Here is a 26,811-nt window from a genome sequence, read left to right as displayed (position 1 = left end):
GGGAATCTCAATTACTGCATAAATATGATGGGCACAGAACCCATCCAGAAAGCTTCCAGCGGATTTCCAACTTATCGGGAAAGAGCACACAGGTCAAATGGCATTCTTATTTATACGGAATCGTACTAAGAGTGGCTTAATTAAATGAATTTAATGGTTTTTTTTGCTTTTTTGGCTGTGAGGGGACGACGGTGAACGCCGAGTGTTATGTGATCGTCCTCACTATCCGAAAGGCCGTGAAACTCCAGACCATGCTGGTATGAATGATATTGCCAGCATGATATGCTGCTTAACCCCCGCGGAGTGCAGCATGACACTGTTTTTCACCGTTCGTCATATTCTTTAAATAAAGGGCGGCGTCATAAGGAAAAGTAATCAAGTGCTATGTGAATAGAGTTGCACTTATTTTGAGTTTATATGCAATGGATAAGGCTGCGCCAAAGCGATTGATCCAGGTCATCGCCGGTGCGAGAAGAAAATGGCAGGCTAGGTCCCTTTTTCGGGACGGCCCATCAGATTATGCAGTTACAGAAATTAGTCAATATGTTTGGCGGCGATCTCTCTCGTCGCTATGGGCAAAAAGTCCATAAACTCACGCTGCATGGTGGTTTCAGTTGCCCCAATCGCGATGGGACTATCGGGCGAGGCGGCTGTACTTTTTGCAACGTGGCCTCTTTCGCTGACGAAACGCAGCAGCACAATTCCATCGCTGAGCAGCTCGCACACCAGGCCAGCCGGGTGAACCGCGCTCAGCGTTATCTGGCCTATTTCCAGGCCTATACCAGCACCTGGGCTGAAGTGCAGGTGTTGCGGTCGATGTACCAGCAGGCGGTGAGCCAGACCAGCATCGTGGGGCTGTGCGTCGGTACCCGGCCTGACTGCGTGCCCGACAGCGTGCTGGATTTGCTAAGCGATTATCATGCACAGGGCTATGAGGTATGGCTGGAGCTGGGGTTACAGACGGCGAATGACAAAACGCTGCACCGTATCAACCGGGGGCACGATTTTGCCTGTTATCAGGAAACTACCCGCCGGGCCCGAGCGAGAGGTTTAAAAGTTTGCAGCCATCTTATTGTCGGTTTACCGGGTGAAGGCCAGCAGCAATGTATGGACACGCTGGAGAAAGTGGTTGAAACCGGTGTGGACGGCCTGAAGCTGCATCCTTTGCATATCGTTGACGGCAGCATAATGGCCAAAAGCTGGCGGGCTGGTCGCCTTGAGGGGATCGCGCTGGATGAGTATGTCGTCACCGCGGGAGAAATGATTCGCCATACACCGCTTGATGTCGTGTTCCATCGTATTTCGGCTAATGCCCGGCGCCCAACCTTGCTTGCGCCTTTATGGTGTGAGAACCGCTGGGCCGCGATGGTGGATATCGACAGGTATTTGCTGACGCACGGGGCGCAGGGGTCAGCGCTGGGTACGCCGTGGGATCTCTCAGTTCTTTCGTAAATCCTGAGCCCGGTTCCTTTTTGCGGTATATTTAGCGCATCCAAGGCGAAGGAATCGTTCCATGAAGCAAATTCGGTTATTGGCGCAGTATTACGTTGATCTTATGGTGAAGCTGGGGCTGGTGCGCTTCTCCCTGCTGCTGGCCTCGGCGCTGGTCGTGCTGGCGATGGTGGTGCAAATGGCCGTCACCATGCTGCTGAGCGGCCAGGTTGAAAGTATCGACGTTGTCCGCTCTATCTTCTTTGGTTTATTGATTACGCCCTGGGCGGTTTACTTCCTGTCGGTTGTGGTTGAACAGCTTGAGGAGTCCAGGCAGCGGCTGTCGAAGCTGGTGGAAAAGCTGGAGGAGATGCGCGAGCGAGACCTCATTCTGAACGTGCAGCTTAAGGACAATATCGCCCAGCTAAACCAGGAAATCGCCGACCGTGTCAAAGCGGAGGCCGAGCGCCAGACCATGCTGGAGCAGCTCAAAGTTGAGATGCAGGAGCGTGAAGAGACGCAAATCCGGCTTGAGCAACAATCCTCTTTCCTGCGCTCTTTCCTTGATGCTTCGCCCGATCTGGTCTTCTACCGCAACGAAGACCGGGAGTTTTCAGGCTGCAACCGGGCGATGGAGCTGCTGACCGGCAAGAGCGAGAAACAGCTTATCCATCTCAAGCCGCAGGATGTGTACTCTGCCGAAGCCGCTGAGAAAGTGCTGGAAACAGACGAAAAAGTGTTTCGTCATAATGTCTCTCTGACCTATGAGCAGTGGCTGGATTACCCGGATGGCCGTAAAGCCTGCTTTGAAATTCGTAAAGTGCCTTATTACGACCGCGTCGGTAAACGCCACGGGCTGATGGGCTTTGGCCGCGATATTACCGAGCGTAAACGCTATCAGGACGCGCTGGAGCGTGCGAGCCGGGATAAAACCACCTTCATCTCCACCATTAGCCACGAGCTGCGTACGCCGCTAAATGGCATTGTCGGCCTGAGCCGTATTCTGCTGGACACCGATCTCACCGCCGAGCAGACCCATTATCTGAAAACGATCCACGTGTCGGCCATCACGCTGGGAAATATTTTTAACGATATCATTGATATGGATAAGCTCGAGCGCCGCAAAGTGCAGCTCGATAACCAGCCGGTGGATTTCACCAGCTTCCTTGCCGATCTGGAAAACCTCTCAGGCCTGCAGGCTCAGCAGAAAGGGCTGTCATTTGTGATGGACCCAGCGCTGCCGCTGCCGCACAAGGTGGTGACGGACGGGACGCGTCTGCGCCAGATCCTCTGGAACCTGATCAGCAATGCCGTGAAGTTCACGCCGAAAGGGGGATTAGTCACGGTACGCGTTCGTTACGAAGAAGAGAGCTGCCTGCGCTTTGAGGTTCAGGACTCCGGGATTGGCATTCCGGTGGACGAGCAGGACAAAATCTTTGCTATGTACTATCAGGTTAAAGACAGTCACGGCGGCAAGCCCGCGACAGGAACGGGGATTGGGCTGGCGGTTTCTCGCCGTCTGGCAAAAAGCATGGGCGGGGATATTACCGTGACCAGCAAGCCGGGTGAAGGTTCGCTGTTCACGCTGACCGTTCAGGCGCCGAGCGTGGCTGAGGAAGTGGAAGACACGCTGGAAGATGACGATATGCCGCTGCCAGCCCTGCATGTGCTGCTGGTGGAGGATATTGAGCTTAACGTCATCGTGGCGCGTTCTGTACTCGAGAAGCTTGGCAATAGCGTTGACGTAGCAATGACTGGGAAAGATGCGCTGGAGATGTTTATACCGGGCGAATATGACCTTGTGCTGCTGGATATCCAGTTGCCGGATATGACCGGGCTTGATATTTCTCGCGAGCTGAATAAACGCTTTAGCAAAGAGGAACTACCGCCGCTGGTGGCGCTCACGGCCAACGTGCTGAAAAACAAGACTGAGTATCTTGAGGCCGGAATGGATGACGTGCTGAGTAAGCCGCTCGCCGTACCGGCCTTGATGTCGATGATCCAAAAATTCTGGGATAAGCAGATAACGGATAAGGAGCCTGTGGTGACAAAAGTCGATAGTGAAAAACAGCAAGCATTACTCGATATTCCGATGCTCGAACAATATATCGAGCTGGTGGGCCCAAAACTCATTACCGATGGCCTGGCGATGTTTGAAAAAATGATGCCGGGTTATTTAGAGGTGCTCGATTCCAATATGACCGCGCGGGATAACAAAGGCGTGGTGGAAGAGGGGCATAAAATTAAAGGTGCGGCAGGCTCCGTTGGTTTGCGGCATTTACAGCAGGTTGCCCAGCAAATTCAGTCCCCGGACTTGCCTGCGTGGTCTGATAATGTCGGTGAATGGATCGAAGAGCTGAAACAAGAGTGGCAACATGACGTTAGCGTATTAAAAGCGTGGGTTGCGGAAGCTGGAAAAAAATGACCCCGGCCAGGCCGGGGTGCGCGAATACTGCGCCAACACCAGGGAAAACAGGGTTGCGCCTTTTTTAGCGTTGAATTATTGAACGGCACAACCAGCAATTCGCGGGCTGTCAGCCATATAAGATAGCAAACCTTAAAATATTTGTTACGTGAATCAGTAAAATATGTGAAGCATAGCGATCAAATTAACGTGGCTGATACTGATTCACCCGGAACGAAAAGGAACTGACGGATGAAAAAAATAGGCGTAGTGCTGAGCGGCTGTGGGGTTTATGACGGCAGTGAGATTCATGAGGCCGTATTAACGCTGTTGGCCATTTCTCGCGCTGGTGCGGAAGCCGTTTGCTTCGCGCCGGATAAACCTCAGTCTGACGTGATCGATCATTTAACCGGCGAAGCTGCAGCAGAAACTCGCGACGTGCTGGTGGAGGCTGCGCGTATTACTCGTGGCAATATTCAGCCGTTGCGTGAAGCTTTGTCTGAAAACCTTGACGCATTGATTGTGCCCGGCGGTTTTGGCGCGGCGAAAAATCTAAGCACTTTTGCTTCAAAGGGGGCAGATTGTGAGGTTGATGCCGAACTCCGTCGCGTTGCACGGGAATGCCACGAACAGGGCAAGCCGCTCGGTTTTATGTGTATTGCCCCGGCGATGCTGCCAAAGATTCTGGATATGCCTGTGCGTCTGACCATCGGCACCGACATCGATACCGCAGAGTTACTGGAAGCCATGGGGGCAGAACACATCCCTTGCCCGGTGGATGATATCGTGGTGGACGAAGAACAGAAGGTTGTCACCACTCCTGCTTACATGCTCGCGCAAAATATCGCTGAGGCCGCTGCCGGGATCGACAAGTTGGTTGCCCGCGTGCTGGAACTTAGCGCATGAGTAAAGGGCGTTTCGCGCCGTGGCAGTGGGTTAAACGCTGGCTGTTAAAAGCGGTTCTGGCGGTTTTGGCGATTTGGTTCATGGGCATCCTGGTCTTCCGCTTCCTCCCGGTGCCGTTTTCCGCAGTGATGGTGGAGCGGCAGTTCAGCGCGTGGTTCAGCGGTAACTTCGGTTATGTTGCCCATTCTGACTGGGTTTCCATGGATGATATTTCGCCGTGGATGGGGCTGGCAGTGATCGCCTCTGAAGATCAAAAATTTCCCGTGCACTGGGGCTTTGATACTGATGCCATCGAAAAGGCGCTGGCCCATAATGAACGCAACGAAAATAGGGTACGAGGCGCGTCGACGCTTTCCCAGCAAACCGCAAAAAATTTGTTCCTGTGGGATGGACGGAGCTGGCTACGTAAAGGGCTGGAAGCCGGCCTCACGGTGGGGCTCGAAACCGCGTGGAGCAAGCGACGTATTCTGACGGTGTATCTCAATATTGCCGAATTTGGTGAAGGTGTTTTCGGCGTGGAAGAAGCCTCCCGTCGTTACTTCAACAAGCCAGCTAGCCGCCTGACACCTGCCGAAGCAGCGCTGCTCGCCGCCGTCCTGCCTAACCCAATTCGTTTTAAGGCTAATGCGCCTTCAGGCTATATTCGTCAGCGCCAGCAGTGGATTTTGCGACAGATGCGCCAGCTGGGCGGAGAGTCATTCCTTGAGCAGCACAATTTAAAATAAGCCGCATCCAACGCACTCGCGCGCTCTCCACGACAAGGTAAACGCTATGACGACCTCTTGCCTGAAAGAAGATACCGCCCGGCAAATTGTCCAGCGCACCATGAACATCATCGATCACTCGGTGAATGTGATGAGCGAGCAGGGGGTGATTATTGCCTCTGGCGATCCACGCCGTCTGTATCAGCGCCATGAAGGTGCTGTCCTGGCGCTGACGGAAAACCGGACCGTGGTTATTGATGAAGCTTCTGCCCGGCGGCTGAAAGGGGTTAAACCCGGTATTAATTTGCCCATCGTCTTTCGCCAGAAAATCGTTGGCGTGGTGGGGATTTCTGGTGAGCCAGAGAAAGTGCAGGCTTATGCCGAACTTGTCAAAATGGCGGCCGAGCTGATCCTTGAGCAGGCGGAAATGCTTGAGCAAAATCAGTGGGAAAAGCGCTATCGGGAGCAGCTCGCCGCGCAGATTATTTCAGGCCAGCAATGTCTGGCGGAACTGCGCCCTATGGCCAGCGGCCTTGGCGTAGACCTTGAATTGCCACGGGTTGCGCTGATGATTCATTTTCCCTCTCGAGATGTTTTGCGTCAGCGGGAGCTGCTCGAGCGGCTTGGCGGCTACGACAGCCAGGCATTAGTCACGCCATTCGGTTTTGAACAAATCGCAATGCTACTACCCCTGGGCGGTGGCCGGCCTGAGGAGTGGCAGGCATTGCTGAAAAAAACGCTGCGCAAACTTCATTCTCAGCTGCTGGCGCATTTTGAAGTCACCCTGTCAGTTGGGGGATGCTTCGACGGCGACGACGCGTTACGACGTTCCTGGCTTAGCGCCGTAGCGCTGCATGAGATGGCTTCACGGCAAAAAATTGGCCGGTCGATTTTGTACTATCAGGATCTTTTATTGCCTGTGCTGCTCAACGGACTTTCCGGCAGCTGGCAGGCCGAGGAAATGGGGCGAGCATGGAAAACGCTTTGTGAAGCCGATCCGAAAGGCGTGCTTCGCCGCACGCTGCGCTGCTATTTTGAACAGAATTGTGATCTGTCTCAAACGACAAAATTGCTGCATATTCACGTCAATACATTGCGCTATCGGCTAAGTAAAATAGAGTCGATAACGGCTTTAGATATTAATAAGTTAGATTCGACTCTTCAGCTGTTTATTGGTATGCAGCTCAGCGACTGATTTGTAGTAATCTACAAGAAAACGTTTCTTTCACCGCCCATTTTCTGGTGTTTTCTCTCAAGCTATTTGCAGCCCGCTCAGGGTAATGTCCCGCCGTACCTTTCGATCTCCCTAAAAAAATCAAAACAGGAGTGATTCATGACCACGGTTTCGGCTCTGGGCGCCCTGGTGGCGCTGGTTGTTTCTATTGTCCTTATTTTACGCAAGGTTCCTCCGGCCTACGGCATGATTGCTGGCGCTCTGGCTGGCGGGTTAGTTGGCGGTGCTGATTTAGTGCAGACGCTTTCGCTTATGATTACCGGGGCGCAGGGGATTACCAATGCGGTACTACGCATTCTCGGGGCAGGCATACTGGCGGGCGTGCTGATTGAGTCCGGGGCAGCCAACACAATTGCCGAAACCATTGTCCGTAAGGTGGGTGAGAAAAGGGCGCTGTTCGCTTTGGCAGTGGCGACCATGTTGCTGACTGCCGTCGGCGTATTTATTGATGTTGCCGTTATCACGGTCTCTCCTATTGCCCTGGCGATTGCCCACCGGGCCGATATTTCGAAAATGGCTATACTGCTGGCGATGATTGGCGGCGGGAAGGCCGGCAACGTTATGTCGCCCAATCCTAATACGATTGCGGCGGCTGACGCTTTCCACGTTCCACTCACCGACTTAATGATGGCGGGCGTTGTACCGGGTCTGTTTGGGCTGGTGCTCGCCTATTTTCTGGCGAAGCGGTTGCAGCATCGGGGCTCTAAAGTTGCCAGCAGTGAGTTGATTGCCGGGGAAAAAGAAAAGGCCTTGCCTGCGTTTGGCGCGGCAATAGCGGCGCCGCTGGTGGCTATTTGCCTGCTTGCACTTCGCCCGATTGCCGGCATTGCGATTGATCCGCTGGTTGCGTTGCCGATAGGCGGCCTGATTGGGGCTATAGTGATGGGGCAGTGGCGGCAGACAAATCATTTTATGGTGTCGGGGCTGGCGCGTATGTCTCCGGTGGCGATTATGCTGCTGGGGACCGGAACGCTGGCCGGGATCATCGCCAACTCCGGCTTGAAGGATGTATTGATTAACGGTTTAACGGCCTCCGGTATGCCGTCCTACCTTCTGGCACCTTTTTCCGGGGCGCTGATGTCCATGGCTACCGCATCAACAACGGCAGGAACGGCGGTGGCTTCTGCGGTGTTCAGCTCAACGCTTGTCGATATGGGAATTTCTGCACTCGCCGGGGCGGCAATGATCCATGCCGGGGCGACGGTGCTTGACCATATGCCGCACGGCAGCTTTTTCCATGCCACCGGGGGCAGCGTGAATATGCAGGTTCATGAACGCTTAAAACTGCTTCCCTACGAAACAGCCGTTGGTTTGGCCATCGCTTTTGTTTCAACCCTGATGTTTGGTGTGTTTAATTTAGCGGGTTAATGAGGTTGCCATGAAAATTGTTATTGCCCCCGATTCTTTCAAAGAGAGCCTGAGCGCGATGCAGGTCGCCGAGGCCATTGAGCAAGGTTTTCGCGAGATTTACCCGAACGCAGAGTATATCAAGCTGCCGATGGCCGACGGAGGAGAAGGGACCGTTGAATCGATGGTTGCCGCGACGCACGGGCAAATTATCCCTGTAACGGTGACCGGCCCGCTGGGGCTGCCTGTTGAGGCTTTCTTTGGCATCACGGGCGATGGCGAAACAGCCATCATTGAAATGGCGGCCGCTTCAGGGCTGCATCTGGTGCCGCCCGAAAAACGAAATCCGCTGCTGACCGGCACTTTTGGCACCGGGGAGCTTATTCTGGCGGCGCTGGATCGCGGCGCACGTAAAATCATTATTGGTATCGGTGGCAGCGCGACCAACGACGGCGGGGCCGGCATGATGCAGGCGCTGGGCGTCAGGCTTCGTGATGCACAGGGTAATGAGCTTTGCGCAGGCGGTGCTGCCCTGGCTGAGCTTGCAGAGATTGATGTTAGCCAACTGGATGCCCGCCTGGCACAGTGCGACATTCTGGTGGCCTGTGATGTCGATAATCCGCTGTGCGGTGAGCGCGGTGCGTCAGCGGTCTTTGGGCCGCAGAAAGGCGCTACGCCCGAGCAGGTTATGCAGCTTGATACTGCACTCAGGCATTATGGCGAACAGCTGGAGCACATCAGCGGTAAGGATGTGATTGCCGTAGCAGGTGCCGGGGCGGCAGGGGGCATGGGGGCGTCTTTGTTTGGTTTGCTTCATGCCCGCCTGCAGCCCGGTGTGGAAATTGTCACCGAAGCTTTGCGGCTTGCCGAGGCTGTTCAGGGGGCGGACCTGGTTATCACCGGAGAAGGGCGTATAGACAGCCAGACCATTTATGGCAAAACGCCGATAGGCGTGGCGAGAGTGGCGAAGCGTTTTCAGGTGCCGGTTATCGCGCTGGCTGGCGGTATGACGACTGATTACGGCGTAGTCCATCAGCACGGGCTCGACGCTGTATTTTCGGTGCTTAATCGGGTTCAGACGCTGGCGGAGGCGTTGGAAAAGGCGGGCGAGAATATTTGCGTGACAGCGCGTAACGTTGCCGCAGTATGGAAAATAGGGCGCGGTTAGATCCGCGCACGGCAGTTAGTCTTCGTCAAATCCGGCATTGAACAGAGCAATCACGGCCGCCAGGGCTTGCTCTTCTTCCGGACCTGTGACTTCTATTTCTATGTGGCCTCCTTTGGCGGAGTCCAGCATCAGGAGGGCAATCACGCTGCTGGCTTCAGCTTCGGTGCCCGCTTCGTTTCTCAGCATCACTTCTGCGTCAAAACTTTGTACCAGCTCAAACAGTTTCATCGCCGGGCGCGCGTGCATGCCCAGCTTGTTGGTGATTTCAACGGTCTGCTTTACGCTCATGTTTTACGTTTTTCCAGCGTGCGATGACGGGACTGGACGTTCTTCCCGCGTGAGCGGAAGTAGTCAGCCAGCTGCTCTGCAATATAAACCGAACGGTGTTTACCGCCGGTACAGCCAATCGCCACGGTCAGGTAGCTACGGTTGTTGGTTTCCAGCATCGGTAACCATAACTCAAGATAGCTGCGGGTCTGGTAGATAAAATTGTGTACTTCTGTGTGCCTGTCGAGGAAGGCGGCGACAGGGCGATCGAGGCCGGTCATTGGACGCAGTTTTGGATCCCAGTGCGGGTTAGGAAGAAAACGCACGTCGAACACATAATCGGCGTCAATCGGTATGCCGTGCTTAAAGCCAAAAGACTCGAACACCATGGTGAGTTCGCGTTCACGTTTACCCAACAGACGAGTACGCAGCATCTCCGCCAATTCGTGTACCGACATTTCGGAGGTGTCGATGATCAGGTCCGCGCGGGATTTTAGTGGTTCGAGGAGATCGCTTTCTTCGTCAATCGCACTTTCCAGAGAGAGATTTTTGCTGGAAAGCGGATGAAGGCGGCGCGTGTCACTGTAGCGGCGGATTAGCGTATTACGATCGGCATCAAGGAACAGCAGCTGCGGAGAAAAAGCGTCCGGCAGGCTGTCCATTGCGTGCTCGAAGATTTCCGGCGACTCCGGCATGTTGCGCACGTCTATGCTGACGGCAGCAGAGATTTGCCGATCGGCAAGCGTTTTTGCCAGCTCTGGCAACAGGACAACCGGCAGGTTATCCACGCAATAGAATCCCATATCTTCCAGTGCGCGCAAGGCTACAGACTTCCCTGAACCTGAGCGGCCGCTGACAATCATCAGCACCATGTAATCATTCTCCCGATTTATCTGTCTGAGACATCAAACGCGCCGATTATTCATTTTCGCTGTCGTGATCGACTTCTGTTTCAGTAATTATCTGGTAAAGCTCTTCGTCACTGCCGGCTGAGCGCAGCCTGCGACAAATGGTTTTATCCGCCAGACGCTTGGCCACCAGGGAAAGCGTGTGCAGGTGGGTTTTTGTCTGGTCAGCAGGTACCAGTAACGCAAATAACAGGTCAACCGGTTGATTGTCGATGGCATCAAAAGCGATTGGCGTTTCCAGTTGAATAAAGACGCCGACGGCGCGAAGCGTATCTTCCTCCAGCTTGCCGTGGGGAATAGCGATACCGTTGCCAATGCCGGTACTGCCCATACGCTCACGGGTCAGTACGGCTTCGAAAACGACCTGCGGTGGAAGGCCAAGCTGTTTGGCTGCCAGTTCGCTGATGATTTCCAGCGCACGTTTTTTACTCTGGCAGTGGACGCCACTGCGAGTACATTCCTGGTTAAGGACATTGCTCAGTTGTAGAGCGGAATCGTTGTTCATCATAAGTTCACCTAAGCACTTTTGTGCAAACGGCCCGCGACTTAAGCAGCGGGCCGGCCATATGCACATCGGATGCCCGGATTATCAGTGTTGTTTTAGTTTATCTTTGTGTTTTGTTAACTGTCGGGCCAGTTTATCAATCAGGCCGTCAATCGCCGCATACATGTCCTGGCCTTCGGCACTGGCATGCAGTTCTCCACCGTTCACATGCAGCGTAGCATCCGCTGTATGGGTGACTTTTTCCACCTTTAATACAATATAGACCTGGTTGATTCTTTCGAAGTACTGCTCCAGTTTGGCAAACTTCGAGTTCAGAAATTCACGCAGTGCTTCAGTGATCTCGACGTTTTGTCCCGTAATGTTGAGCTGCATAGTGTCTTCCTTATCGGTAAAGTCACACCAGCTGTTTACGCTGGTTTGACGGTGGAATGGATAAAGACTCTCGGTACTTCGCAACTGTGCGGCGCGCCACCATAATACCTTGATCCGACAGTATTGAGGTTAACTTACTGTCGCTCAGCGGTTTGGCGGGGTTTTCCGCAGCAATTAACTTCTTCACCAGCGCCCGAATTGCCGTGGAGGAGGCTTCACCGCCGCCTTCGGTATTGACGTGGCTGGAGAAGAAATATTTCAATTCAAAGATGCCGCGTGGGCTATGCAAATATTTCTGAGTGGTCACCCTCGAAATTGTCGACTCGTGCATGTCCACTGCCTGAGCAATATCGGCCAGCACCATCGGTTTCATATGCTCTTCACCGTGCTCAAAGAAGGCCTGCTGCTGTTCGACAATGCATCGGCTCACGCGCAATAACGTATCATTGCGACTTTCCAGGCTTTTAATCAACCATTTCGCTTCCTGCAGGTTGCTGCGGATGAACTGCGAGTCGCTGTCATTGCGCGTGTTGCCGCTCATGGCTGCGTATTGCTGATTGATTTTGAGGCGCGGGATGCTGTCTGCGTTAAGCTCTACAACCCAGCGCGTCAGGTGCTTACGCACCAGTACATCAGGAATAACGTACTCAGGTTCACCCGTTTGGATCGACTGGCCGGGGCGAGGATCGAGGGACTGAATCAGGCACATGGCCTCTTTAAGCGCGTCCTCTTTGATACGCGTGACCCGCATCAACGTCCGGAAGTCGTGATTTGCCAGCAGATCTAAATGATCGCTAACAATAAGCCGGGCTTCCGCCAGCCATGGGGTCTCTTTGGCGTACTGAGAAAGCTGAATTAACAGGCAATCGCGTAAGTCTCGTGCTGCGACGCCGACGGGATCAAAACGTTGGATGCGTTTGAGGACGGCTTCCACTTCGTCAAGGCTTACATCGTCGTGGCCCAGACTTTCCAGAATGTCTTCCAGCGGCACGGTGAGATACCCGGTTTCATCCACTGCATCGACAATAGACGTCGCGATAGCGGCGTCCGTATCGGAAAATGGCGTCAAATCGACCTGCCACATCAGGTAGTCCTGCAGAGACTGGGTGGTCTCGCCCTGGTAGACAGGCAGCTCGTCGTCCAGATAGTCAGTTCCCGTACCTGAAGGCGTTCCAGCGGTGTAAATTTCATCCCAACTGGCATCCAGCGGCAGCTCATCGGGCATCTCTTTCTGCTCGAGGGCTTCACGGGTGTCCATTGCTTCGCTCTCAGGCACTTCCTGAGTATCGATCTCATCATGCAGGTCGGTTTGCTCAAGCAATGGATTACTGTCCAGTGCCTGCTGGAGTTCTTGCTGAAGCTCTAACGTTGAGAGCTGAAGCAGACGGATGGCCTGCTGCAGCTGGGGCGTCATAGCAAGTTGTTGGCTAAGCCGTAATTGCAAACCTTGCTTCATGTTCAGAGCAAACGTCCTCAAATAAGTCGTGTAAGACTTCCCACCCTATCAGAGTCTGAACTCTTCGCCCAGATAGACTCGCTTAACTTGCTCGTCTTCAAGGATTTCTTCCGGTGTACCGTGGGCAATCAGGTGCCCCTGACTAACGATGTAGGCGCGTTCGCAGACGGCCAGCGTTTCGCGGACGTTATGGTCTGTAATCAATACGCCGAGGCCGCTGTCACGCAGGTGCTCGATAATGCGTTTGATATCAATAACGGAAATAGGATCAACCCCGGCAAAGGGTTCATCCAGCAAAATGAACTTCGGGTTTGCCGCAAGCGCGCGAGCAATTTCTACGCGGCGGCGTTCACCGCCGGACAGTGACTGCCCGAGGTTATTACGCAGGTGCGAGATATGGAACTCTTCCATCAGCTCGTTAGCGCGATCGTCACGCTGTTCTGACGTCAGGTCATCGCGAATCTGCAACACCGCCATCAGATTATCAAACACGCTCAAGCGGCGGAAAATGGACGCTTCCTGTGGCAAATAACCGATGCCGCGACGCGCACGAGCGTGCAGCGGCAGCAGACTGATGTCTTCTTCATCAATAATGATGTTACCTGCATCGCGTGGCACGATCCCCACTACCATATAAAACGTCGTGGTTTTACCGGCGCCGTTTGGCCCGAGCAGCCCAACGATTTCACCTGATTTAACGGTCAGGCTGACGTCTTCGACTACGCGGCGGCCTTTGTAGGCTTTGGCCAGGTTTTTCGCAATTAAAGTTGCCATAACGAATCAGTTACTCTTTTTCGGTGCCGGTTGCTGGCCGTTTTTGTTTTGCAGCTGAGACGGCACCAGCACGGTGGTCACGCGTTTGCCTTTCTCGCTAAACGCCTGCATTTTTTGCTCTTTCACCAGGTAGGTGATCTTGTCGCCGGTGATGTTGCTGTCCAGCTGTTCAAGGTAAGCGTTGCCGGTCAGTACAACGAAATCTTTAGCCAATTCATAATGCATGGTGGACGCGTGGCCTTTTACCGGCTTACCGTTGTCCTGCATTTGATAGAAAGTAGCTGGGTTACCGTAGCCATCAATCACCTCTTTGCCTTGTTCACCGCCTGGGCGGGTCACAACGACTTTATCGGCGTTGATTTTGATCGTGCCCTGAGTCACAACGACATTGCCGGTAAAGGTAACGACGTTGCCCTGCATATCGAGAGACTGTTGGTCGGATTCGATATGAATAGGTTGGTCGGTGTCACCGGTCAGTGCCCAGGCTGACAGCGGTACGGCAAAAAGCGAACCAAGCAGAACAAGTTTAAGGCTGAGTTTGTTTATTCTGGATTTCATATGAGGTTTTAACCTTTTCAATCAGCTGTGCAGTTTGGCTGCGTAAGTTGCCACGCATTTTCAGGCCACTGGAGTTAAATGTGGTGCCGTACAAAGTCACCAGGTCGTCAGAAGCGACATCCTGAGTAATTAAATTCACCTGCGCATTGTCCGTCGTGATTCTGCGTAACTGAGAGTCAGGTGTTAACGCTGTGACGACGACGTTGCCATACAAATAAAGCATTTTGTCATCGGTAAGTTTGGCGCGATCCGCCTGAATTTCCCAGGTGGCGATTTTATTTTCATCGTACTGGGTCATGACAGGCTTGGTGAACCATGAAATACCCGTATCCGAGAAGTATTCAACGTGTTGAGCAATAAGCTTATAGTTCAGCGCGCCCTGTGGGTTGTATACGACTGTCGTGGAAAATTCGCTTTGATAAGTTGGCGTATCGCTGTTAACGGTTATGCCGGACTCGTCCTTCTCCGTCAGATTCAGGCCGATAAGCACTAATGCCGCAATGGCAAGCAGGAAAATAATCCAACGTCTGGTCTTGCTCATATGGATTGCCCTTTTGCCTCATCAAGCTTGCCTTGCGCCATCAACAGGAGATCGCAGATTTCCCGCACTGCGCCTCGCCCGCCGCTGATTCTGGTCACGTAATCCGCTTTTGGCGTCAATAATGGGTGGGCGTCTGCAACGGCAACGCTTAAACCGACCCGTTCCATGACTGGCCAGTCGATCAGGTCATCGCCAATGTAGGCAACCCGATCGGGAGAAAGCGCAACCTTTGACAACAGATCGTGAAACGCCACAACTTTATCGGATTGCCCTTGATAAAGGTGGGTAATGCCCAACGTTTCGCAGCGATCTTCCAGCAGTTTTGCTTTCCTGCCTGTAATAATAGCGACTTCAATTCCGGAGGTCAGGGCGCAGCGAATGCCATAGCCATCGCGTACGTTAAAGGCTTTCAGCTCTTCACCGCTGTTGCCCATGTAAATAAGGCCGTCAGACATTACGCCGTCAACGTCCAGAATCAGCAGGCGAATCTCTTTCGCTTTCGCTATGACCTGCGCGCTTACCGGCCCGTAGCAGGTATTAAGCAGCGCATCATGGTTACTCATTAAGGCTAATCCTTTTTTAAACTACGCCCGCGCGTAGCATGTCATGCATATGTACCACACCCAGCAACTGGTCGCCATCCGCCACCATAACCGAAGTAATATGGCGTGACTGCATCAGGTTTAATGCGTCCACAGCTAATGTGCCAGGGCGTACGCGAATGCCTCCCGTTGTCATGACATCCGCAATACGTAAGGTATGTAAATCAACACCCATATCGAACACGCGACGTAAATCGCCATCGGTAAAGATGCCCTCTATTTTCATCAGGTCATTGCAGATGACCGTCATCCCCATATTTTTACGGGTAATCTCCAACAGCGCATCCCGCAAAGAGGCTTCTTTGCTTACGTGCGGGATATCATCACCCGTGTGCATGATATCGTTCACGCGGAGTAATAGCTTACGCCCCAGCGCGCCGCCAGGATGAGACAGAGCAAAATCTTCAGCGGTAAAACCACGAGCTTTCAGTAACGCCACGGCCAGCGCATCGCCCATAACCAGCGTCGCCGTTGTGCTGGAGGTTGGCGCGAGGCCGAGAGGGCAAGCTTCCTGAGGCACTTTGATGCACAGATGAATATCCGCTGCACGACCCATTGAGCTTTCCGGGCGGGCGGTCATGCAAATCAAAGGCACCTGAAGGCGCTTTAATACCGGGATGAGCGCCAAAATTTCGTTCGACTCGCCGGAATTAGAAATCGCCAGGACGATATCCTGTGCCGTGACCATGCCTAAATCACCGTGGCTGGCTTCTCCTGGGTGCACAAAAAAGGCTGGCGTGCCGGTACTGGCAAAGGTTGCCGCGATTTTTTTCCCAATATGACCCGATTTTCCCATCCCCATGACAACAACTTTACCGGGACAATAGAATATCTTCTCACAGGCCAGCGAGAAATCGTCGTTGATGTACTGGTCGAGTTGAGCCAGGCCTTCACGTTCAATATTGAGCACGTCTTTGCCCGCTTGTTGAAAGTCAAAACCCGGCGCTAAATCTATATGAGACATAATTCCCGTTTCCGCTTTATTCGACGACAGGTGGCGCAACGAACCACAGCACCACAATCCATATGATGAATCCACATGTTAACAGAGCGCCCGCGAGCTTGCCGATTTGGCGAGGTTTGCGCCAGCAGAGCAGGGCAAAAACAGCACTTACCGCTAACATCAACCAATAATCCCGGGCAAAAGCTAACGGGTTGAGGTGGCCCGGTGCCACCAACGCAGGAATGCCAAGCACAAACACAACGTTAAAAATGTTCGAACCGATGATATTACCAATCGCAATGTCATCTTCGCCCTTGCGCGCGCCGGCTATGGCGGTCGCTAATTCCGGCAGACTGGTACCAATCGCAATGATCGTCAAACCGATAACCAGTTCGCTTACGCCAAAATAATGGGCAAGCACCGAGGCATTATCGATGACCATCCGCGTTGCCATCGGCATAATAACCAACGCCACTCCCAGCCATAAAAATGCGACGGACAGACTGCCTTCTTGAGGGAGTTCGGCCTGCTGCTCCCGCGTCAGACTATCGATCCCCTGCCGTTCCGCAAGGCGGCCTATTCTAATGATAAAGAGTAGATATAACACTGCGATTGTCAGCAGCATGACGCCCTCGGCCTGCGTCAGTTCACCGTCGTAGAGAAACAGACCTGCGGCGGCACTCACCGCCAACATTAGAGGCAATTCACGACGTAGAATATCGGAATTAACGGTAAATGGATGCAGCAGCGCGGCGAGCCCCAGGATCAGCATAATGTTAGTGATATTTGAGCCGATAGCTGTCCCTACGGCCAAATCCAACTGGCCGTGCAGCGCTGACGTACTGGCGATGATAATTTCAGGCAGTGAAGTGCCAATGCTGACCACCGTCATGCCGATAATCAGCGGCGGGATCCCGATGCTGCGACAAAGTATCGCTGCGGCGAAAACTAAACGGTCGGCACCATAGACCACCAGGAGTAAACCAATAATTAATAGCGCCGTAGCTAACAGCATGAAAAATCCTTTATTAGGGTATAATCGCCGATCCTGGGGGGCTGAAGGGTCGGGCAAAACGAAGTGCAGCCTGAGCCTGGCGATAAGTCTTAATTCTGACTTTATGCGGCGAAAAAGTAAAACAAATGCCAGCTTTCGCTAACCTGCGCAGGTAATATTCTGTAAAAATGTTGGGTTTTAGCATCCCTTTGAGGCCATGCTTGCCGGCAAACATAAAAAAGGAAGGGCGATGAGTCAGACAGAAGCCAATCTGGTTGAGATCCGTGGGATGAGTTTCTCTCGCGGCGAGCGCCAGATCTTCGAGAATATTTCGCTGACGGTACCACGCGGCAAGGTGACGGCGATCATGGGGCCATCGGGGATCGGTAAAACTACGCTGTTGAAGCTTATTGGTGGGCAGATCCAGCCGGACAGCGGCGAGATCCTTTTTGATGGTGAGAACGTACCGTCGATGTCGCGCTCACGGCTTTTTACCGTGCGTAAACGCATGAGTATGCTGTTCCAATCCGGCGCCTTATTTACCGATCTTAATGTGTTTGAAAACGTGGCTTATCCACTGCGTGAACATCTTCAGTTACCAGAACCGCTATTGCACAGCACGGTGATGATGAAACTGGAAGCCGTGGGGCTTCGCGGGGCGGCCAATCTTATGCCTTCTGAATTATCTGGCGGGATGGCGCGCCGCGCGGCGTTGGCCCGTGCTATAGCGCTTGAGCCAGACTTGATTATGTTTGATGAACCTTTCGTCGGACAGGATCCCATTACCATGGGCGTGCTGGTTAAGCTTATTTCAGAACTTAACAGCGCTCTTGGCGTCACCTGCATTGTGGTATCACACGATGTACCAGAAGTATTAAGCATCGCGGATTACGCTTATATTGCTGCCGATCAGCACATTGTTGCTCAAGGTAGCCCGGCGGAATTGCGTGAAAACCACGATCCACGCGTTAGACAGTTCCTTGATGGGATCGCGGATGGCCCGGTGCCATTCCGTTATCCAGCCGGGGATTATCAACAAGATTTATTACCTGGAACGAGGAGCTAAACTGCTCATGCTGCTAAATGCACTGGCATCTCTCGGGAGACGCGGGATAAAAACCTGCGCTTCGTTTGGACGTGCCGGACTGATGTTATTCAACGCGCTGGTAGGGAAACCGGAGTTTCGCAAGCATGCGCCGTTGCTGGTTCGTCAGCTTTATAATGTCGGCGTACTGTCGATGTTGATCATTATGGTTTCCGGCCTGTTCATCGGGATGGTGCTTGGCTTACAGGGCTATCTTGTACTGACGACTTACAGCGCTGAGTCGAGTCTAGGCATGCTGGTGGCGCTTTCACTGCTCCGTGAACTTGGCCCGGTTGTTGCCGCGCTACTGTTTGCCGGGCGTGCGGGTTCTGCTTTAACCGCTGAAATTGGCCTGATGCGTGCGACGGAACAGCTGTCCAGCATGGAGATGATGGCTGTCGATCCGCTGCGCCGCGTCGTTTCACCGCGATTTTGGGCTGGGGTTATCTCGCTGCCGCTTCTGACGCTTATCTTCGTTGCCGTGGGCGTTTGGGGTGGTGCTCTGGTGGGCGTGAACTGGAAAGGCATTGATGCCGGTTTCTTCTGGTCAGCAATGCAAAATGCAGTCTCATGGCGGCTGGATTTGGTTAACTGCGTGATTAAAAGCGTAGTCTTCGCCATTACCGTAACGTGGATTGCGTTATTCAACGGGTACGATGCTATTCCGACTTCTGCCGGGATTAGCCGGGCAACCACGCGCACCGTTGTGCACGCTTCTCTGGCCGTTTTGGGCCTCGATTTTGTGCTGACAGCACTGATGTTTGGGAATTGAGTTCATGCAAACAAAGAAATTTGAAGTTTGGGTTGGTGCTTTTCTGCTGGTTGCGCTGGTCGCTATTATTTTTCTCTGCCTGAAAGTGGCGAATGTCACCTCTCTGCGTAGCGAACCGACTTATCGGGTATATGCCACCTTCGACAACATCGGTGGCCTGAAAATGAGTTCGCCGGTTCGTCTTGGTGGTGTTGTTATTGGTCGAGTTGATGGTATCGCTCTTGACCCGAAAACCTATTTGCCTCGCGTAACGCTGGACATTGAACAGCGCTACAACCAGATTCCGGATACCAGCTCTCTGGCGATTCGCACGTCTGGCCTGTTGGGTGAGCAATATATTGCTCTTAACCTCGGCTTTGACGACCCGGAACTGGGGTCATCTATGCTGAAAGATGGCAGCACCATTCAGGATACGAAATCTGCTTTGGTTCTTGAGGATCTGATAGGTCAGTTCCTTTACAAGAGCGGCAACGGCGACAATAAGAATTCTGGCGATGCTGAAGCACATTCCGCAGGCCATACTGATGCTGCACCGCAGTCAGGTACTACGAATTAATTTAAGAGGAACAAGTGATGTTTAAGCGTCTTATGATGGTAGCTATGCTGGTTATCGCCCCATTTGCGATGGCGGCAGACCAGACCAACCCTTACAAATTAATGAATGAGGCGGCGCAGAAGACCTTTGATCGCCTGAAAAACGAGCAGCCTCAAATTCGACAGAATCCGAATTATCTGCGGGATATCGTTGGCCAGGAACTGCTGCCCTATGTTCAGGTAAAATACGCGGGGGCGCTGGTGTTAGGGCGTTACTACAAAGATGCTACGCCTGCGCAGCGTGACGCTTACTTCAAGGCTTTTGAAGAGTACCTGAAGCAGGCCTATGGTCAGGCGCTGGCGCTGTATCACGGTCAGACTTATCAAATCGCCCCGGAGCAACCTCTTGGCAATGCTGATATTGTGGCGATCCGTGTGACGATAATCGATCCAAATGGGCGTCCACCAGTGCGTCTTGATTTCCAATGGCGTAAAAATAGCCAAACCGGGAACTGGCAGGCATACGATATGATTGCCGAAGGGATCAGCATGATCACCACCAAACAAAACGAGTGGAGCGACCTGCTCCGTACGAAAGGTATCGATGGTTTGACCGCGCAGCTGCAGTCGATTTCGAAACAGCCAATTACCCTGGACAGTAAAAAGTAATGGCGGAAGAACTAAGCTGGAAGCAGGACGGTGCAACGCTGCATTTCTTCGGAGAGCTGGATGGCGTCACCGTTAATTCGCTTTGGCAGCAGCGTGAGAAAATGGTCACGGGTATCAATCTCTTTGAGCTAAGTGGCTTAACTCGCGTTGATACCGCCGGGCTGGCGTTGCTTATTCACCTGACAGCCATTGTGGCTCGCCAGGGGAACAAGATTGAGCTTAGGGGCGCTACTGATAATTTGCGCACGCTGGCTCAACTCTACAATCTGCCAGAGGCGCTATTGCCACATCTGGCAGGCTAATGATTTCAGCACGTTACTTTCAAAGCCCTCGAACTGCTAAGTTCTGGGGCTTTTTGCTTATTTAAGCGGACGCCACTTTCCTCTAAGATGTGTGGCTTATTTCATCATTTATTAATCGACGAATAGATACCCCATGGAAAATCATGAAATTCAGACAGTGCTGATGAACGCACTGCCCCTCCAGGAAGTCCACGTCTCAGGCGATGGCAGCCACTTTCAGGTTATAGCGGTGGGTGAGTTATTCGCCGAGTTAAGTCGCGTCAAAAAACAGCAAACCGTGTATGCCCCGCTGATGGAATTTATCGCGGATAATCGCATGCATGCTGTGTCTATTAAGACCTATACGCCAGAAGAGTGGGCGCGCGATCGCAAACTGAATGGTTTTTGAATCATCGGCTCAGGCTGGTGATAACGTTTTGAATTTAAAAGAGAGCAGTTTCAATGGATAAATTTCGTGTGCAGGGGCCTACCCGCCTGAGTGGAGAAGTCACAATCTCAGGGGCTAAAAACGCCGCGCTGCCAATCCTCTTCGCCGCGCTTCTGGCGGAAGAGCCGGTAGAGATTCAGAACGTTCCAAAACTGAAAGACATTGATACCACGATGAAGCTGCTGAGCCAGCTGGGTACCAAAGTTGAGCGCAACGGTTCCGTCTACATCGACGCCAGCGGCGTAAATATTTTCTGTGCGCCATATGACCTGGTGAAAACCATGCGAGCATCTATTTGGGCGCTAGGACCACTGGTTGCTCGCTTTGGCCAAGGGCAGGTTTCTCTGCCTGGTGGTTGTGCCATTGGCGCTCGTCCGGTGGATTTGCACATTACTGGTCTGGAGCAGTTGGGTGCGGAGATTAAGCTCGAAGAAGGCTACGTTAAGGCGTCGGTAAATGGCCGCCTTAAAGGTGCTCATATCGTGATGGATAAGGTCAGCGTGGGTGCAACCGTGACCATCATGAGTGCGGCCACGCTTGCGGAAGGCAAAACGATCATTGAAAACGCTGCCCGTGAACCGGAGATCGTCGACACTGCGAACTTCCTTAACACCCTGGGCGCGAAGATCAGCGGTGCGGGCACCGATCGTATTACTATCGAAGGCGTTGCTCGTTTGGGCGGGGGCGTTTACCGCGTGCTGCCTGACCGTATTGAAACCGGGACGTTCCTGGTGGCTGCGGCAATCTCTGGCGGTAAAATTCTTTGCCGTAACGCGCAGCCGGATACTCTGGATGCTGTTCTGGCGAAGCTGCGTGAAGCTGGCGCGGAAGTTGAAACGGGTAAAGACTGGATCAGCCTTGATATGCATGGCCAACGTCCAAAAGGCGTAACGGTGCGTACTGCTCCGCACCCGGGTTTCCCTACCGATATGCAGGCGCAATTCACCCTGCTGAACCTGGTGGCGGAAGGGACGGGCGTTATCACCGAAACTATCTTCGAAAACCGCTTTATGCATGTGCCTGAATTAATCCGTATGGGCGCGCATGCTGAGATCGAAAGCAATACAGTTATCTGCCACGGTGTCGAAAAGCTTTCCGGCGCTCAGGTAATGGCAACCGATCTTCGTGCGTCTGCAAGTCTGGTTCTGGCGGGCTGCATCGCAGAAGGGACAACGATAGTGGATCGTATTTACCACATTGATCGCGGCTATGAGCGTATTGAAGATAAGCTTCAGGCGCTGGGGGCTAAGATCGACCGCGTCAAGGGAAGCGAGTAAACATCCTCCCTTAAAGACGGATAGCCGGGGCATGCCCCGGCTTTTTTATAGCTGCCGGATCTTCCGTGTTCGGTCGATAAACTCACGTGTCACCGGGTCGTGGTAGCGTGAAGGCCAGATAACCTGCGGTGCAACACCTAAAGCCTTAGCGATAATAAACTCCCCTTTGGGCCAGGGGCGAGACAGCGCATTGGCGAGTGTTGATGAGCTTAAACCTGACTGGCGTGATAAGGCCGCGAGCGACGTTTTCTTTTTTCGCAGTCCGGCAATAATGTCCGCCGGATGCCAGTCCACAAATTGATTTTCCATAATCTCTCCCTGTGATCTTACTAATCCTGCTCTGAGATGAGCGATGGCACAGGAAATTTATAACATAAAAATTTCCAAATAATTCCAGTAAGTGCAAGGAATAATAGATTCTGTGTTTTCATCCGCAAATATGATGAAAGCTAGTGAGAATGAAATATTCAGGAAAGAGGGAAGGGTTGAGGACCTGTTTTACTGGAAACTTTAGCGCGCCAACTGGCGCGCTAAAGTTGATGTTAGTGGTCGCGTTGAACGGACATGTGCGCCAAAGAAATTAGCGCTTCACGGTAAGGAGTATCAGGCAGCACAGAAAGGGCATCGATTGCTTTATCTGCCTCTTCTTCGGCGCGTTGACGAGTCCATTCCAGAGAACCGCAATCCGACATAGCTCTCAGTACGGGATCCAGTAAATGACGGCCATTTCCCTGTTCGATCGCTTCACGAATCATCTGAGCCTGCTCTGGTGAGCCGTTGCGCATGGCGTGTAACAGCGGCAGCGTCGGTTTGCCTTCGTTCAGATCATCGCCGACATTTTTACCCAGCGTTTGCCCATCTGAGCTGTAATCCAGCAGGTCATCAATGAGCTGGAACGCAGTACCCAGGTACCGCCCATAATCCTGCAGCGCTTTTTCCTGAATCTCCGTTGCGCCTGCCAGAATTCCAGAGCATTGAGCCGCAGCTTCAAACAGGCGGGCCGTTTTGCTGTAAATGACCCGCATATAGCTTTCTTCAGTAATGTCTGGGTCATTACAGTTCATCAGCTGTAGCACTTCGCCTTCAGCGATAACGTTTACGGCCTCTGACATCACCTCCAGCACTTTCAGCGAACCGAGGCTGGTCATCATCTGGAATGCTCGCGTATAGATGAAATCACCGACCAAAACGCTCGCAGCGTTGCCGAAAGCGGCATTGGCTGTGGCTTTACCCCGACGCATATCTGATTCGTCCACGACGTCATCATGAAGTAGCGTGGCGGTATGTATAAATTCGATCAGCGCTGCAATTCTGACATGTGCTTGCCCTTCGTAAGCAAGCGCCCGCGCGGCAAGCACGGCAATCATTGGGCGGATGCGTTTACCGCCACCGCTGACGATGTAGTAGCCCAACTGGTTGATCAGTTGAACATCGGAATTCAATTGCTCAAGGATTGTCGCATTGACACCCGCCATATCTTGCGCGGTTAACTCATTAATTTTTTCTAAATTCATCGCAAAAGTCTGGCTTTCGTCCTGTTTATTCCATATCCATATGGCATAACGAGAGGGTTGAGGTTCGATACTGTAGTACAGATTGTACTGAAAAAACGAGGCAGATAAACGGTGTGTGTGCTGTTGCGTTTTTTTTCTACGGTAATTGACGATCGGGCTTGTCAAACCCTCACGATTTGCGTAATATTCGCGCCCTATTGTGAATATTTATAGCGCTACCTGAAACCTATGTAAGGTAAGCGCGGAAAGCGGAGTTTTATATGTACGCGGTTTTCCAAAGTGGTGGTAAACAACACCGAGTAAGCGAAGGTCAGACCGTTCGCCTGGAAAAGCTGGACATCGCAACTGGCGAAACTGTTGAGTTCGCTGAAGTTCTGATGATCGCAAACGGTGAAGAAGTCAAAATCGGCGTTCCTTTCGTCGATGGTGGCGTTATTAAAGCTGAAGTCGTTGCTCACGGTCGTGGCGAGAAAGTTAAAATCGTTAAGTTCCGTCGCCGTAAACACTATCGTAAGCAAGCGGGCCACCGTCAGTGGTTCACTGATGTGAAAATCACTGGCATCAGCGCCTAAGACCTGAGGAGTAGATTAAATGGCACATAAAAAGGCTGGCGGCTCAACTCGTAACGGTCGCGATTCAGAAGCAAAACGCCTGGGTGTAAAACGCTTTGGTGGTGAAACTGTACTGGCTGGTAGCATCATCGTTCGTCAACGTGGCACCAAATTCCACGCTGGCAACAATGTAGGTTGTGGTCGTGACCACACCCTGTTTGCTAAAGCAGACGGTAAAGTGAAATTCGAAGTTAAAGGCCCGAACAATCGTAAATACATCAGCATCGTTGCTGAGTAAGTTTTTCGGTCCGGTAACGGATGAAAGCCCCGCAACGTGTTGCGGGGCTTTTTACATTGTACGCCTGGTAAATTAAGACAGGGAATGGGCATGGGGCAGCAGGCGGGAATCGGTATTCTTTTAGCGTTAACCACGGCGATGTGCTGGGGGGCGTTACCCATAGCGATGAAGCAGGTGCTTCCGGTGATGGCGCCACCGACCGTGGTATTTTATCGATTTCTGATGGCCAGTATTGGCCTGGGTATTTTCCTTGCGATTCGGGGGAAATTACCGCCGCTCAGGATGTTCCGTAAGCCCCGGTGGCTAGTGCTGTTAGCGATCGCCACTGGGGGATTATTTGGCAACTTTCTGCTCTTTAGTTCTTCCCTGCAGTATTTAAGTCCTACTGCGTCTCAGGTTATTGGCCAGCTTTCTCCTGTCGGGATGATGGTGGCGAGCGTAGTAGTGCTAAAAGAGAGAATGCGTGGCACGCAGATTATTGGTGCCATTATGCTCTTGTGTGGTCTGGTGATGTTCTTCAACACCAGTCTTGTAGAGATTTTTACCCGCCTGACGGATTACACCCTTGGTGTTATCTTCGGCGTGCTGGCGGCAACGGTTTGGGTCAGTTATGGTGTGGCACAGAAGGTGTTATTACGCCGGTTAGCCTCACAGCAGATCCTCTTTTTGTTGTACACTTTATGTACTATTGCACTTTTGCCGCTGGCAAAACCTGGTGTGATTTTCCAGCTCAGTAGCTGGCAACTGGCATGTCTGGTTTTCTGCGGTCTGAATACGCTGGTAGGCTATGGCGCGCTCGCTGAGGCGATGGCGCGCTGGCAGGCCTCCCAGGTTAGCGCCATCATTACGCTAACCCCGTTATTTACGTTGCTGTTCTCAGACCTGCTGTCTCAGGCCTGGCCCGAGTGTTTCGCCATACCGATGCTTAACCTTGTGGGTTATATCGGGGCTCTCGTGGTTGTGGCTGGTGCGATGTATTCCGCGATTGGCCACCGCCTTTGGGGGCGCTGGCATAAAACCGAAACGGTCACGCCGGTGCAGCGTTCGGGCGAATGATTTACGGAGAAGTAAGATGAAGTTTGTTGATGAAGCAACGATCCTGGTCGTAGCAGGTGATGGCGGTAACGGCTGCGTTAGCTTCCGTCGTGAAAAATATATCCCGAGAGGCGGCCCGGACGGTGGTGATGGTGGTGACGGTGGTGACGTATGGCTTGAAGCCGACGAGAACCTGAATACGCTTATCGATTATCGTTTTGAAAAGGCCTTCCGCGCAGAGCGTGGCCAGAACGGCCAAAGCCGCGATTGTACCGGTAAACGTGGGCATGACGTCACTGTAAAGGTACCAGTGGGTACCCGAGTGATCGATCAGGGCACCGGTGAAACCATGGGCGATATGACGCAGCATGGTCAAAAGCTGATGGTTGCCAAAGGCGGCTGGCACGGTCTGGGTAATACCCGTTTTAAATCCTCCGTAAACCGTACCCCACGTCAGAAAACGATGGGGACTCCGGGTGAAAAACGCGATCTGCAGCTAGAGCTGATGCTGCTGGCCGATGTCGGTATGCTGGGTATGCCAAATGCGGGTAAATCTACCTTCATCCGTGCGGTATCTGCAGCGAAGCCAAAAGTGGCTGATTATCCGTTTACTACGCTAGTGCCAAGCCTGGGCGTTGTTCGTATGGACAATGAAAAGAGCTTCGTTGTCGCGGATATCCCGGGGCTTATCGAGGGCGCCGCTGACGGCGCTGGTTTGGGCATTCGCTTCCTTAAGCACCTTGAGCGCTGCCGCGTATTGCTGCATCTCATTGACATTGAACCTATCGATGGCTCTGACCCGGTTGAAAACGCCCGCATCATCGTTGGCGAACTGGAGAAATACAGCGAAAGCCTGGCGTCAAAACCTCGCTGGCTCGTGTTTAACAAAATCGATCTGATGGATAAAGCGCAGGCAGAAGAAAAAGCGAAAGCCATTGCCGAAGCGCTTGGTTGGGAAGATAAATACTACCTGATCTCCGCTGCCAGCCAGATGGGCGTGAAAGATCTCTGCTGGGATGTGATGACCTTTATCATCGAGAACCCCATTACGGCGGCTGAGGTCGCTAAGCAGCCAGAGAAAGTCGAGTTTATGTGGGATGATTACCATCGCCAACAGCTCGATGAAATGGAAGCTGAAGCAGAAGAAGACTGGGATGACGACTGGGATGATGAAGACGACGAAGGCGTCGAAATTATCTACCAGAAGTAAGTTTCAACGAAGAAGGCCGGTGCT

At 52.7% G+C, this 26,811-nt stretch carries 31 protein-coding genes; 18 read left to right on the top strand and 13 right to left on the bottom strand.

Features of this window, described 5'->3' with window-relative positions; genetic code table 11:
- The first annotated feature begins 519 nt into the window (after positions 1 to 519).
- The 7 genes from mnmL to A936_RS03930 all read left to right on the top strand — a co-directional run bounded on the left by mnmL (position 520) and on the right by A936_RS03930 (position 9,194).
- Complete coding sequence (mnmL, locus tag A936_RS03960; RefSeq protein WP_034807687.1) at positions 520 to 1,452, top strand: tRNA modification radical SAM protein MnmL/YtqA; 933 nt, start codon at positions 520 to 522, stop codon at positions 1,450 to 1,452.
- A 61-nt stretch (positions 1,453 to 1,513) separates the two neighbouring features.
- Positions 1,514 to 3,856, top strand: coding sequence for an aerobic respiration two-component sensor histidine kinase ArcB (gene arcB / locus A936_RS03955; protein ID WP_008454851.1), 2,343 nt, complete (start codon positions 1,514 to 1,516; stop codon positions 3,854 to 3,856).
- 231 nt (positions 3,857 to 4,087) lie between these two features.
- A complete protein-coding gene (gene elbB, locus A936_RS03950) occupies positions 4,088 to 4,741 on the top strand; it encodes an isoprenoid biosynthesis glyoxalase ElbB (RefSeq protein WP_008454849.1) in 654 nt (217 codons plus the stop codon).
- Positions 4,738 to 5,466 carry a monofunctional biosynthetic peptidoglycan transglycosylase gene (gene mtgA / locus A936_RS03945; protein ID WP_008454847.1) on the top strand — a complete coding sequence of 243 codons (729 nt, stop codon included), beginning with the start codon at positions 4,738 to 4,740 and terminating at the stop codon, positions 5,464 to 5,466. The genes elbB and mtgA overlap by 4 nt, the downstream gene beginning before the upstream one ends.
- Positions 5,467 to 5,512: 46 nt before the next feature.
- Entirely contained in the window at positions 5,513 to 6,640 is a 1,128-nt protein-coding gene (locus A936_RS03940) for a sugar diacid recognition domain-containing protein (RefSeq protein WP_008454845.1), read from the top strand.
- A 138-nt stretch (positions 6,641 to 6,778) separates the two neighbouring features.
- Complete coding sequence (locus A936_RS03935) at positions 6,779 to 8,047, top strand: GntP family permease (protein WP_008454840.1); 1,269 nt, start codon at positions 6,779 to 6,781, stop codon at positions 8,045 to 8,047.
- A 10-nt stretch (positions 8,048 to 8,057) separates the two neighbouring features.
- A complete protein-coding gene (locus A936_RS03930; RefSeq protein ID WP_008454839.1) occupies positions 8,058 to 9,194 on the top strand; it encodes a glycerate kinase in 1,137 nt (378 codons plus the stop codon).
- A 15-nt stretch (positions 9,195 to 9,209) separates the two neighbouring features.
- Here the strand turns inward: A936_RS03930 and npr are convergent, their stop codons facing one another.
- From npr to A936_RS03875, 11 genes are all read right to left on the bottom strand, one after another.
- Positions 9,210 to 9,482 (bottom strand): PTS phosphocarrier protein NPr, encoded by a 273-nt coding sequence (gene npr, locus A936_RS03925; RefSeq protein ID WP_008454837.1) that lies wholly within the window; start codon positions 9,480 to 9,482, stop codon positions 9,210 to 9,212.
- The gene (gene rapZ, locus A936_RS03920) at positions 9,479 to 10,333 is read right to left on the bottom strand and encodes an RNase adapter RapZ (RefSeq protein ID WP_008454836.1); all 855 of its coding nucleotides are present in this window, start codon (positions 10,331 to 10,333) and stop codon (positions 9,479 to 9,481) included. Before rapZ ends, npr begins: the two co-directional genes overlap by 4 nt.
- 46 nt (positions 10,334 to 10,379) lie before the next feature.
- Complete coding sequence (ptsN, locus tag A936_RS03915) at positions 10,380 to 10,877, bottom strand: PTS IIA-like nitrogen regulatory protein PtsN (RefSeq protein WP_008454834.1); 498 nt, start codon at positions 10,875 to 10,877, stop codon at positions 10,380 to 10,382.
- Between the two features lie 81 nt (positions 10,878 to 10,958).
- Positions 10,959 to 11,246 (bottom strand): ribosome hibernation promoting factor, encoded by a 288-nt coding sequence (gene hpf / locus A936_RS03910; protein ID WP_008454833.1) that lies wholly within the window; start codon positions 11,244 to 11,246, stop codon positions 10,959 to 10,961.
- A 22-nt stretch (positions 11,247 to 11,268) separates the two neighbouring features.
- Positions 11,269 to 12,702, bottom strand: coding sequence for an RNA polymerase factor sigma-54 (gene rpoN, locus A936_RS03905; protein ID WP_008454831.1), 1,434 nt, complete (start codon positions 12,700 to 12,702; stop codon positions 11,269 to 11,271).
- Between the two features lie 48 nt (positions 12,703 to 12,750).
- Positions 12,751 to 13,476: an LPS export ABC transporter ATP-binding protein gene (gene lptB / locus A936_RS03900; protein ID WP_008454830.1), complete on the bottom strand. Its 726-nt coding sequence runs from the start codon at positions 13,474 to 13,476 to the stop codon at positions 12,751 to 12,753.
- Between the two features lie 6 nt (positions 13,477 to 13,482).
- Entirely contained in the window at positions 13,483 to 14,034 is a 552-nt protein-coding gene (lptA, locus tag A936_RS03895; protein WP_008454829.1) for a lipopolysaccharide ABC transporter substrate-binding protein LptA, read from the bottom strand.
- Positions 14,003 to 14,575: an LPS export ABC transporter periplasmic protein LptC gene (lptC, locus tag A936_RS03890; RefSeq protein WP_008454828.1), complete on the bottom strand. Its 573-nt coding sequence runs from the start codon at positions 14,573 to 14,575 to the stop codon at positions 14,003 to 14,005. The genes lptA and lptC overlap by 32 nt, the downstream gene beginning before the upstream one ends.
- Positions 14,572 to 15,138, bottom strand: a complete 567-nt coding sequence (gene kdsC / locus A936_RS03885) for a 3-deoxy-manno-octulosonate-8-phosphatase KdsC (protein ID WP_008454827.1) — start codon at positions 15,136 to 15,138, stop codon at positions 14,572 to 14,574. Before kdsC ends, lptC begins: the two co-directional genes overlap by 4 nt.
- Positions 15,139 to 15,154: 16 nt before the next feature.
- Positions 15,155 to 16,141 (bottom strand): arabinose-5-phosphate isomerase KdsD, encoded by a 987-nt coding sequence (gene kdsD / locus A936_RS03880; protein WP_008454826.1) that lies wholly within the window; start codon positions 16,139 to 16,141, stop codon positions 15,155 to 15,157.
- Positions 16,142 to 16,157: 16 nt separating this feature from the next.
- Positions 16,158 to 17,135, bottom strand: a complete 978-nt coding sequence (locus A936_RS03875; protein WP_008454825.1) for a calcium/sodium antiporter — start codon at positions 17,133 to 17,135, stop codon at positions 16,158 to 16,160.
- Positions 17,136 to 17,364: 229 nt separating this feature from the next.
- On the opposite strand from A936_RS03875, the gene mlaF reads away from it, so the two are divergent.
- The 7 genes from mlaF to murA all read left to right on the top strand — a co-directional run bounded on the left by mlaF (position 17,365) and on the right by murA (position 22,179).
- Positions 17,365 to 18,180: a phospholipid ABC transporter ATP-binding protein MlaF gene (mlaF, locus tag A936_RS03870; protein ID WP_008454824.1), complete on the top strand. Its 816-nt coding sequence runs from the start codon at positions 17,365 to 17,367 to the stop codon at positions 18,178 to 18,180.
- A gap of 7 nt (positions 18,181 to 18,187) precedes the next feature.
- Positions 18,188 to 18,970, top strand: coding sequence for a lipid asymmetry maintenance ABC transporter permease subunit MlaE (gene mlaE, locus A936_RS03865; RefSeq protein ID WP_008454823.1), 783 nt, complete (start codon positions 18,188 to 18,190; stop codon positions 18,968 to 18,970).
- A 4-nt stretch (positions 18,971 to 18,974) separates the two neighbouring features.
- A complete protein-coding gene (mlaD, locus tag A936_RS03860; protein WP_008454822.1) occupies positions 18,975 to 19,526 on the top strand; it encodes an outer membrane lipid asymmetry maintenance protein MlaD in 552 nt (183 codons plus the stop codon).
- Positions 19,527 to 19,543: 17 nt separating this feature from the next.
- Positions 19,544 to 20,173 (top strand): phospholipid-binding protein MlaC, encoded by a 630-nt coding sequence (mlaC, locus tag A936_RS03855; RefSeq protein ID WP_008454821.1) that lies wholly within the window; start codon positions 19,544 to 19,546, stop codon positions 20,171 to 20,173.
- Positions 20,173 to 20,475 (top strand): lipid asymmetry maintenance protein MlaB, encoded by a 303-nt coding sequence (mlaB, locus tag A936_RS03850; RefSeq protein ID WP_008454820.1) that lies wholly within the window; start codon positions 20,173 to 20,175, stop codon positions 20,473 to 20,475. Before mlaC ends, mlaB begins: the two co-directional genes overlap by 1 nt.
- 133 nt (positions 20,476 to 20,608) lie before the next feature.
- Positions 20,609 to 20,863: a BolA family iron metabolism protein IbaG gene (gene ibaG / locus A936_RS03845; protein WP_008454819.1), complete on the top strand. Its 255-nt coding sequence runs from the start codon at positions 20,609 to 20,611 to the stop codon at positions 20,861 to 20,863.
- A gap of 53 nt (positions 20,864 to 20,916) precedes the next feature.
- On the top strand, positions 20,917 to 22,179 hold the full coding sequence (gene murA, locus A936_RS03840; RefSeq protein ID WP_008454818.1) for a UDP-N-acetylglucosamine 1-carboxyvinyltransferase: 1,263 nt from the start codon (positions 20,917 to 20,919) through the stop codon (positions 22,177 to 22,179).
- Positions 22,180 to 22,224: 45 nt separating this feature from the next.
- Here murA and sfsB read toward each other — a convergent pair whose 3' ends face one another.
- On the bottom strand, positions 22,225 to 22,488 hold the full coding sequence (sfsB, locus tag A936_RS03835) for a DNA-binding transcriptional regulator SfsB (RefSeq protein WP_008454817.1): 264 nt from the start codon (positions 22,486 to 22,488) through the stop codon (positions 22,225 to 22,227).
- A 233-nt stretch (positions 22,489 to 22,721) separates the two neighbouring features.
- Positions 22,722 to 23,693, bottom strand: a complete 972-nt coding sequence (ispB, locus tag A936_RS03830) for an octaprenyl diphosphate synthase (RefSeq protein WP_008454813.1) — start codon at positions 23,691 to 23,693, stop codon at positions 22,722 to 22,724.
- 260 nt (positions 23,694 to 23,953) lie between these two features.
- On the opposite strand from ispB, the gene rplU reads away from it, so the two are divergent.
- The 4 genes from rplU to cgtA all read left to right on the top strand — a co-directional run bounded on the left by rplU (position 23,954) and on the right by cgtA (position 26,787).
- A complete protein-coding gene (gene rplU, locus A936_RS03825; RefSeq protein WP_008454812.1) occupies positions 23,954 to 24,265 on the top strand; it encodes a 50S ribosomal protein L21 in 312 nt (103 codons plus the stop codon).
- 19 nt (positions 24,266 to 24,284) lie between these two features.
- Positions 24,285 to 24,542 (top strand): 50S ribosomal protein L27, encoded by a 258-nt coding sequence (gene rpmA, locus A936_RS03820; protein WP_007673187.1) that lies wholly within the window; start codon positions 24,285 to 24,287, stop codon positions 24,540 to 24,542.
- Positions 24,543 to 24,632: 90 nt separating this feature from the next.
- Positions 24,633 to 25,598 (top strand): DMT family transporter, encoded by a 966-nt coding sequence (locus A936_RS03815; RefSeq protein ID WP_008454809.1) that lies wholly within the window; start codon positions 24,633 to 24,635, stop codon positions 25,596 to 25,598.
- Positions 25,599 to 25,614: 16 nt separating this feature from the next.
- A complete protein-coding gene (cgtA, locus tag A936_RS03810) occupies positions 25,615 to 26,787 on the top strand; it encodes an Obg family GTPase CgtA (protein ID WP_008454808.1) in 1,173 nt (390 codons plus the stop codon).
- Positions 26,788 to 26,811: the final 24 nt, after the last annotated feature.

This window comes from Enterobacter sp. Ag1 (assembly GCA_000277545.1).
GTDB lineage: Bacteria > Pseudomonadota > Gammaproteobacteria > Enterobacterales > Enterobacteriaceae > Cedecea.
The sequence above is the reverse complement of the archived record's forward strand: the minus strand, read 5'-3'. Positions and strand labels throughout refer to the sequence as shown.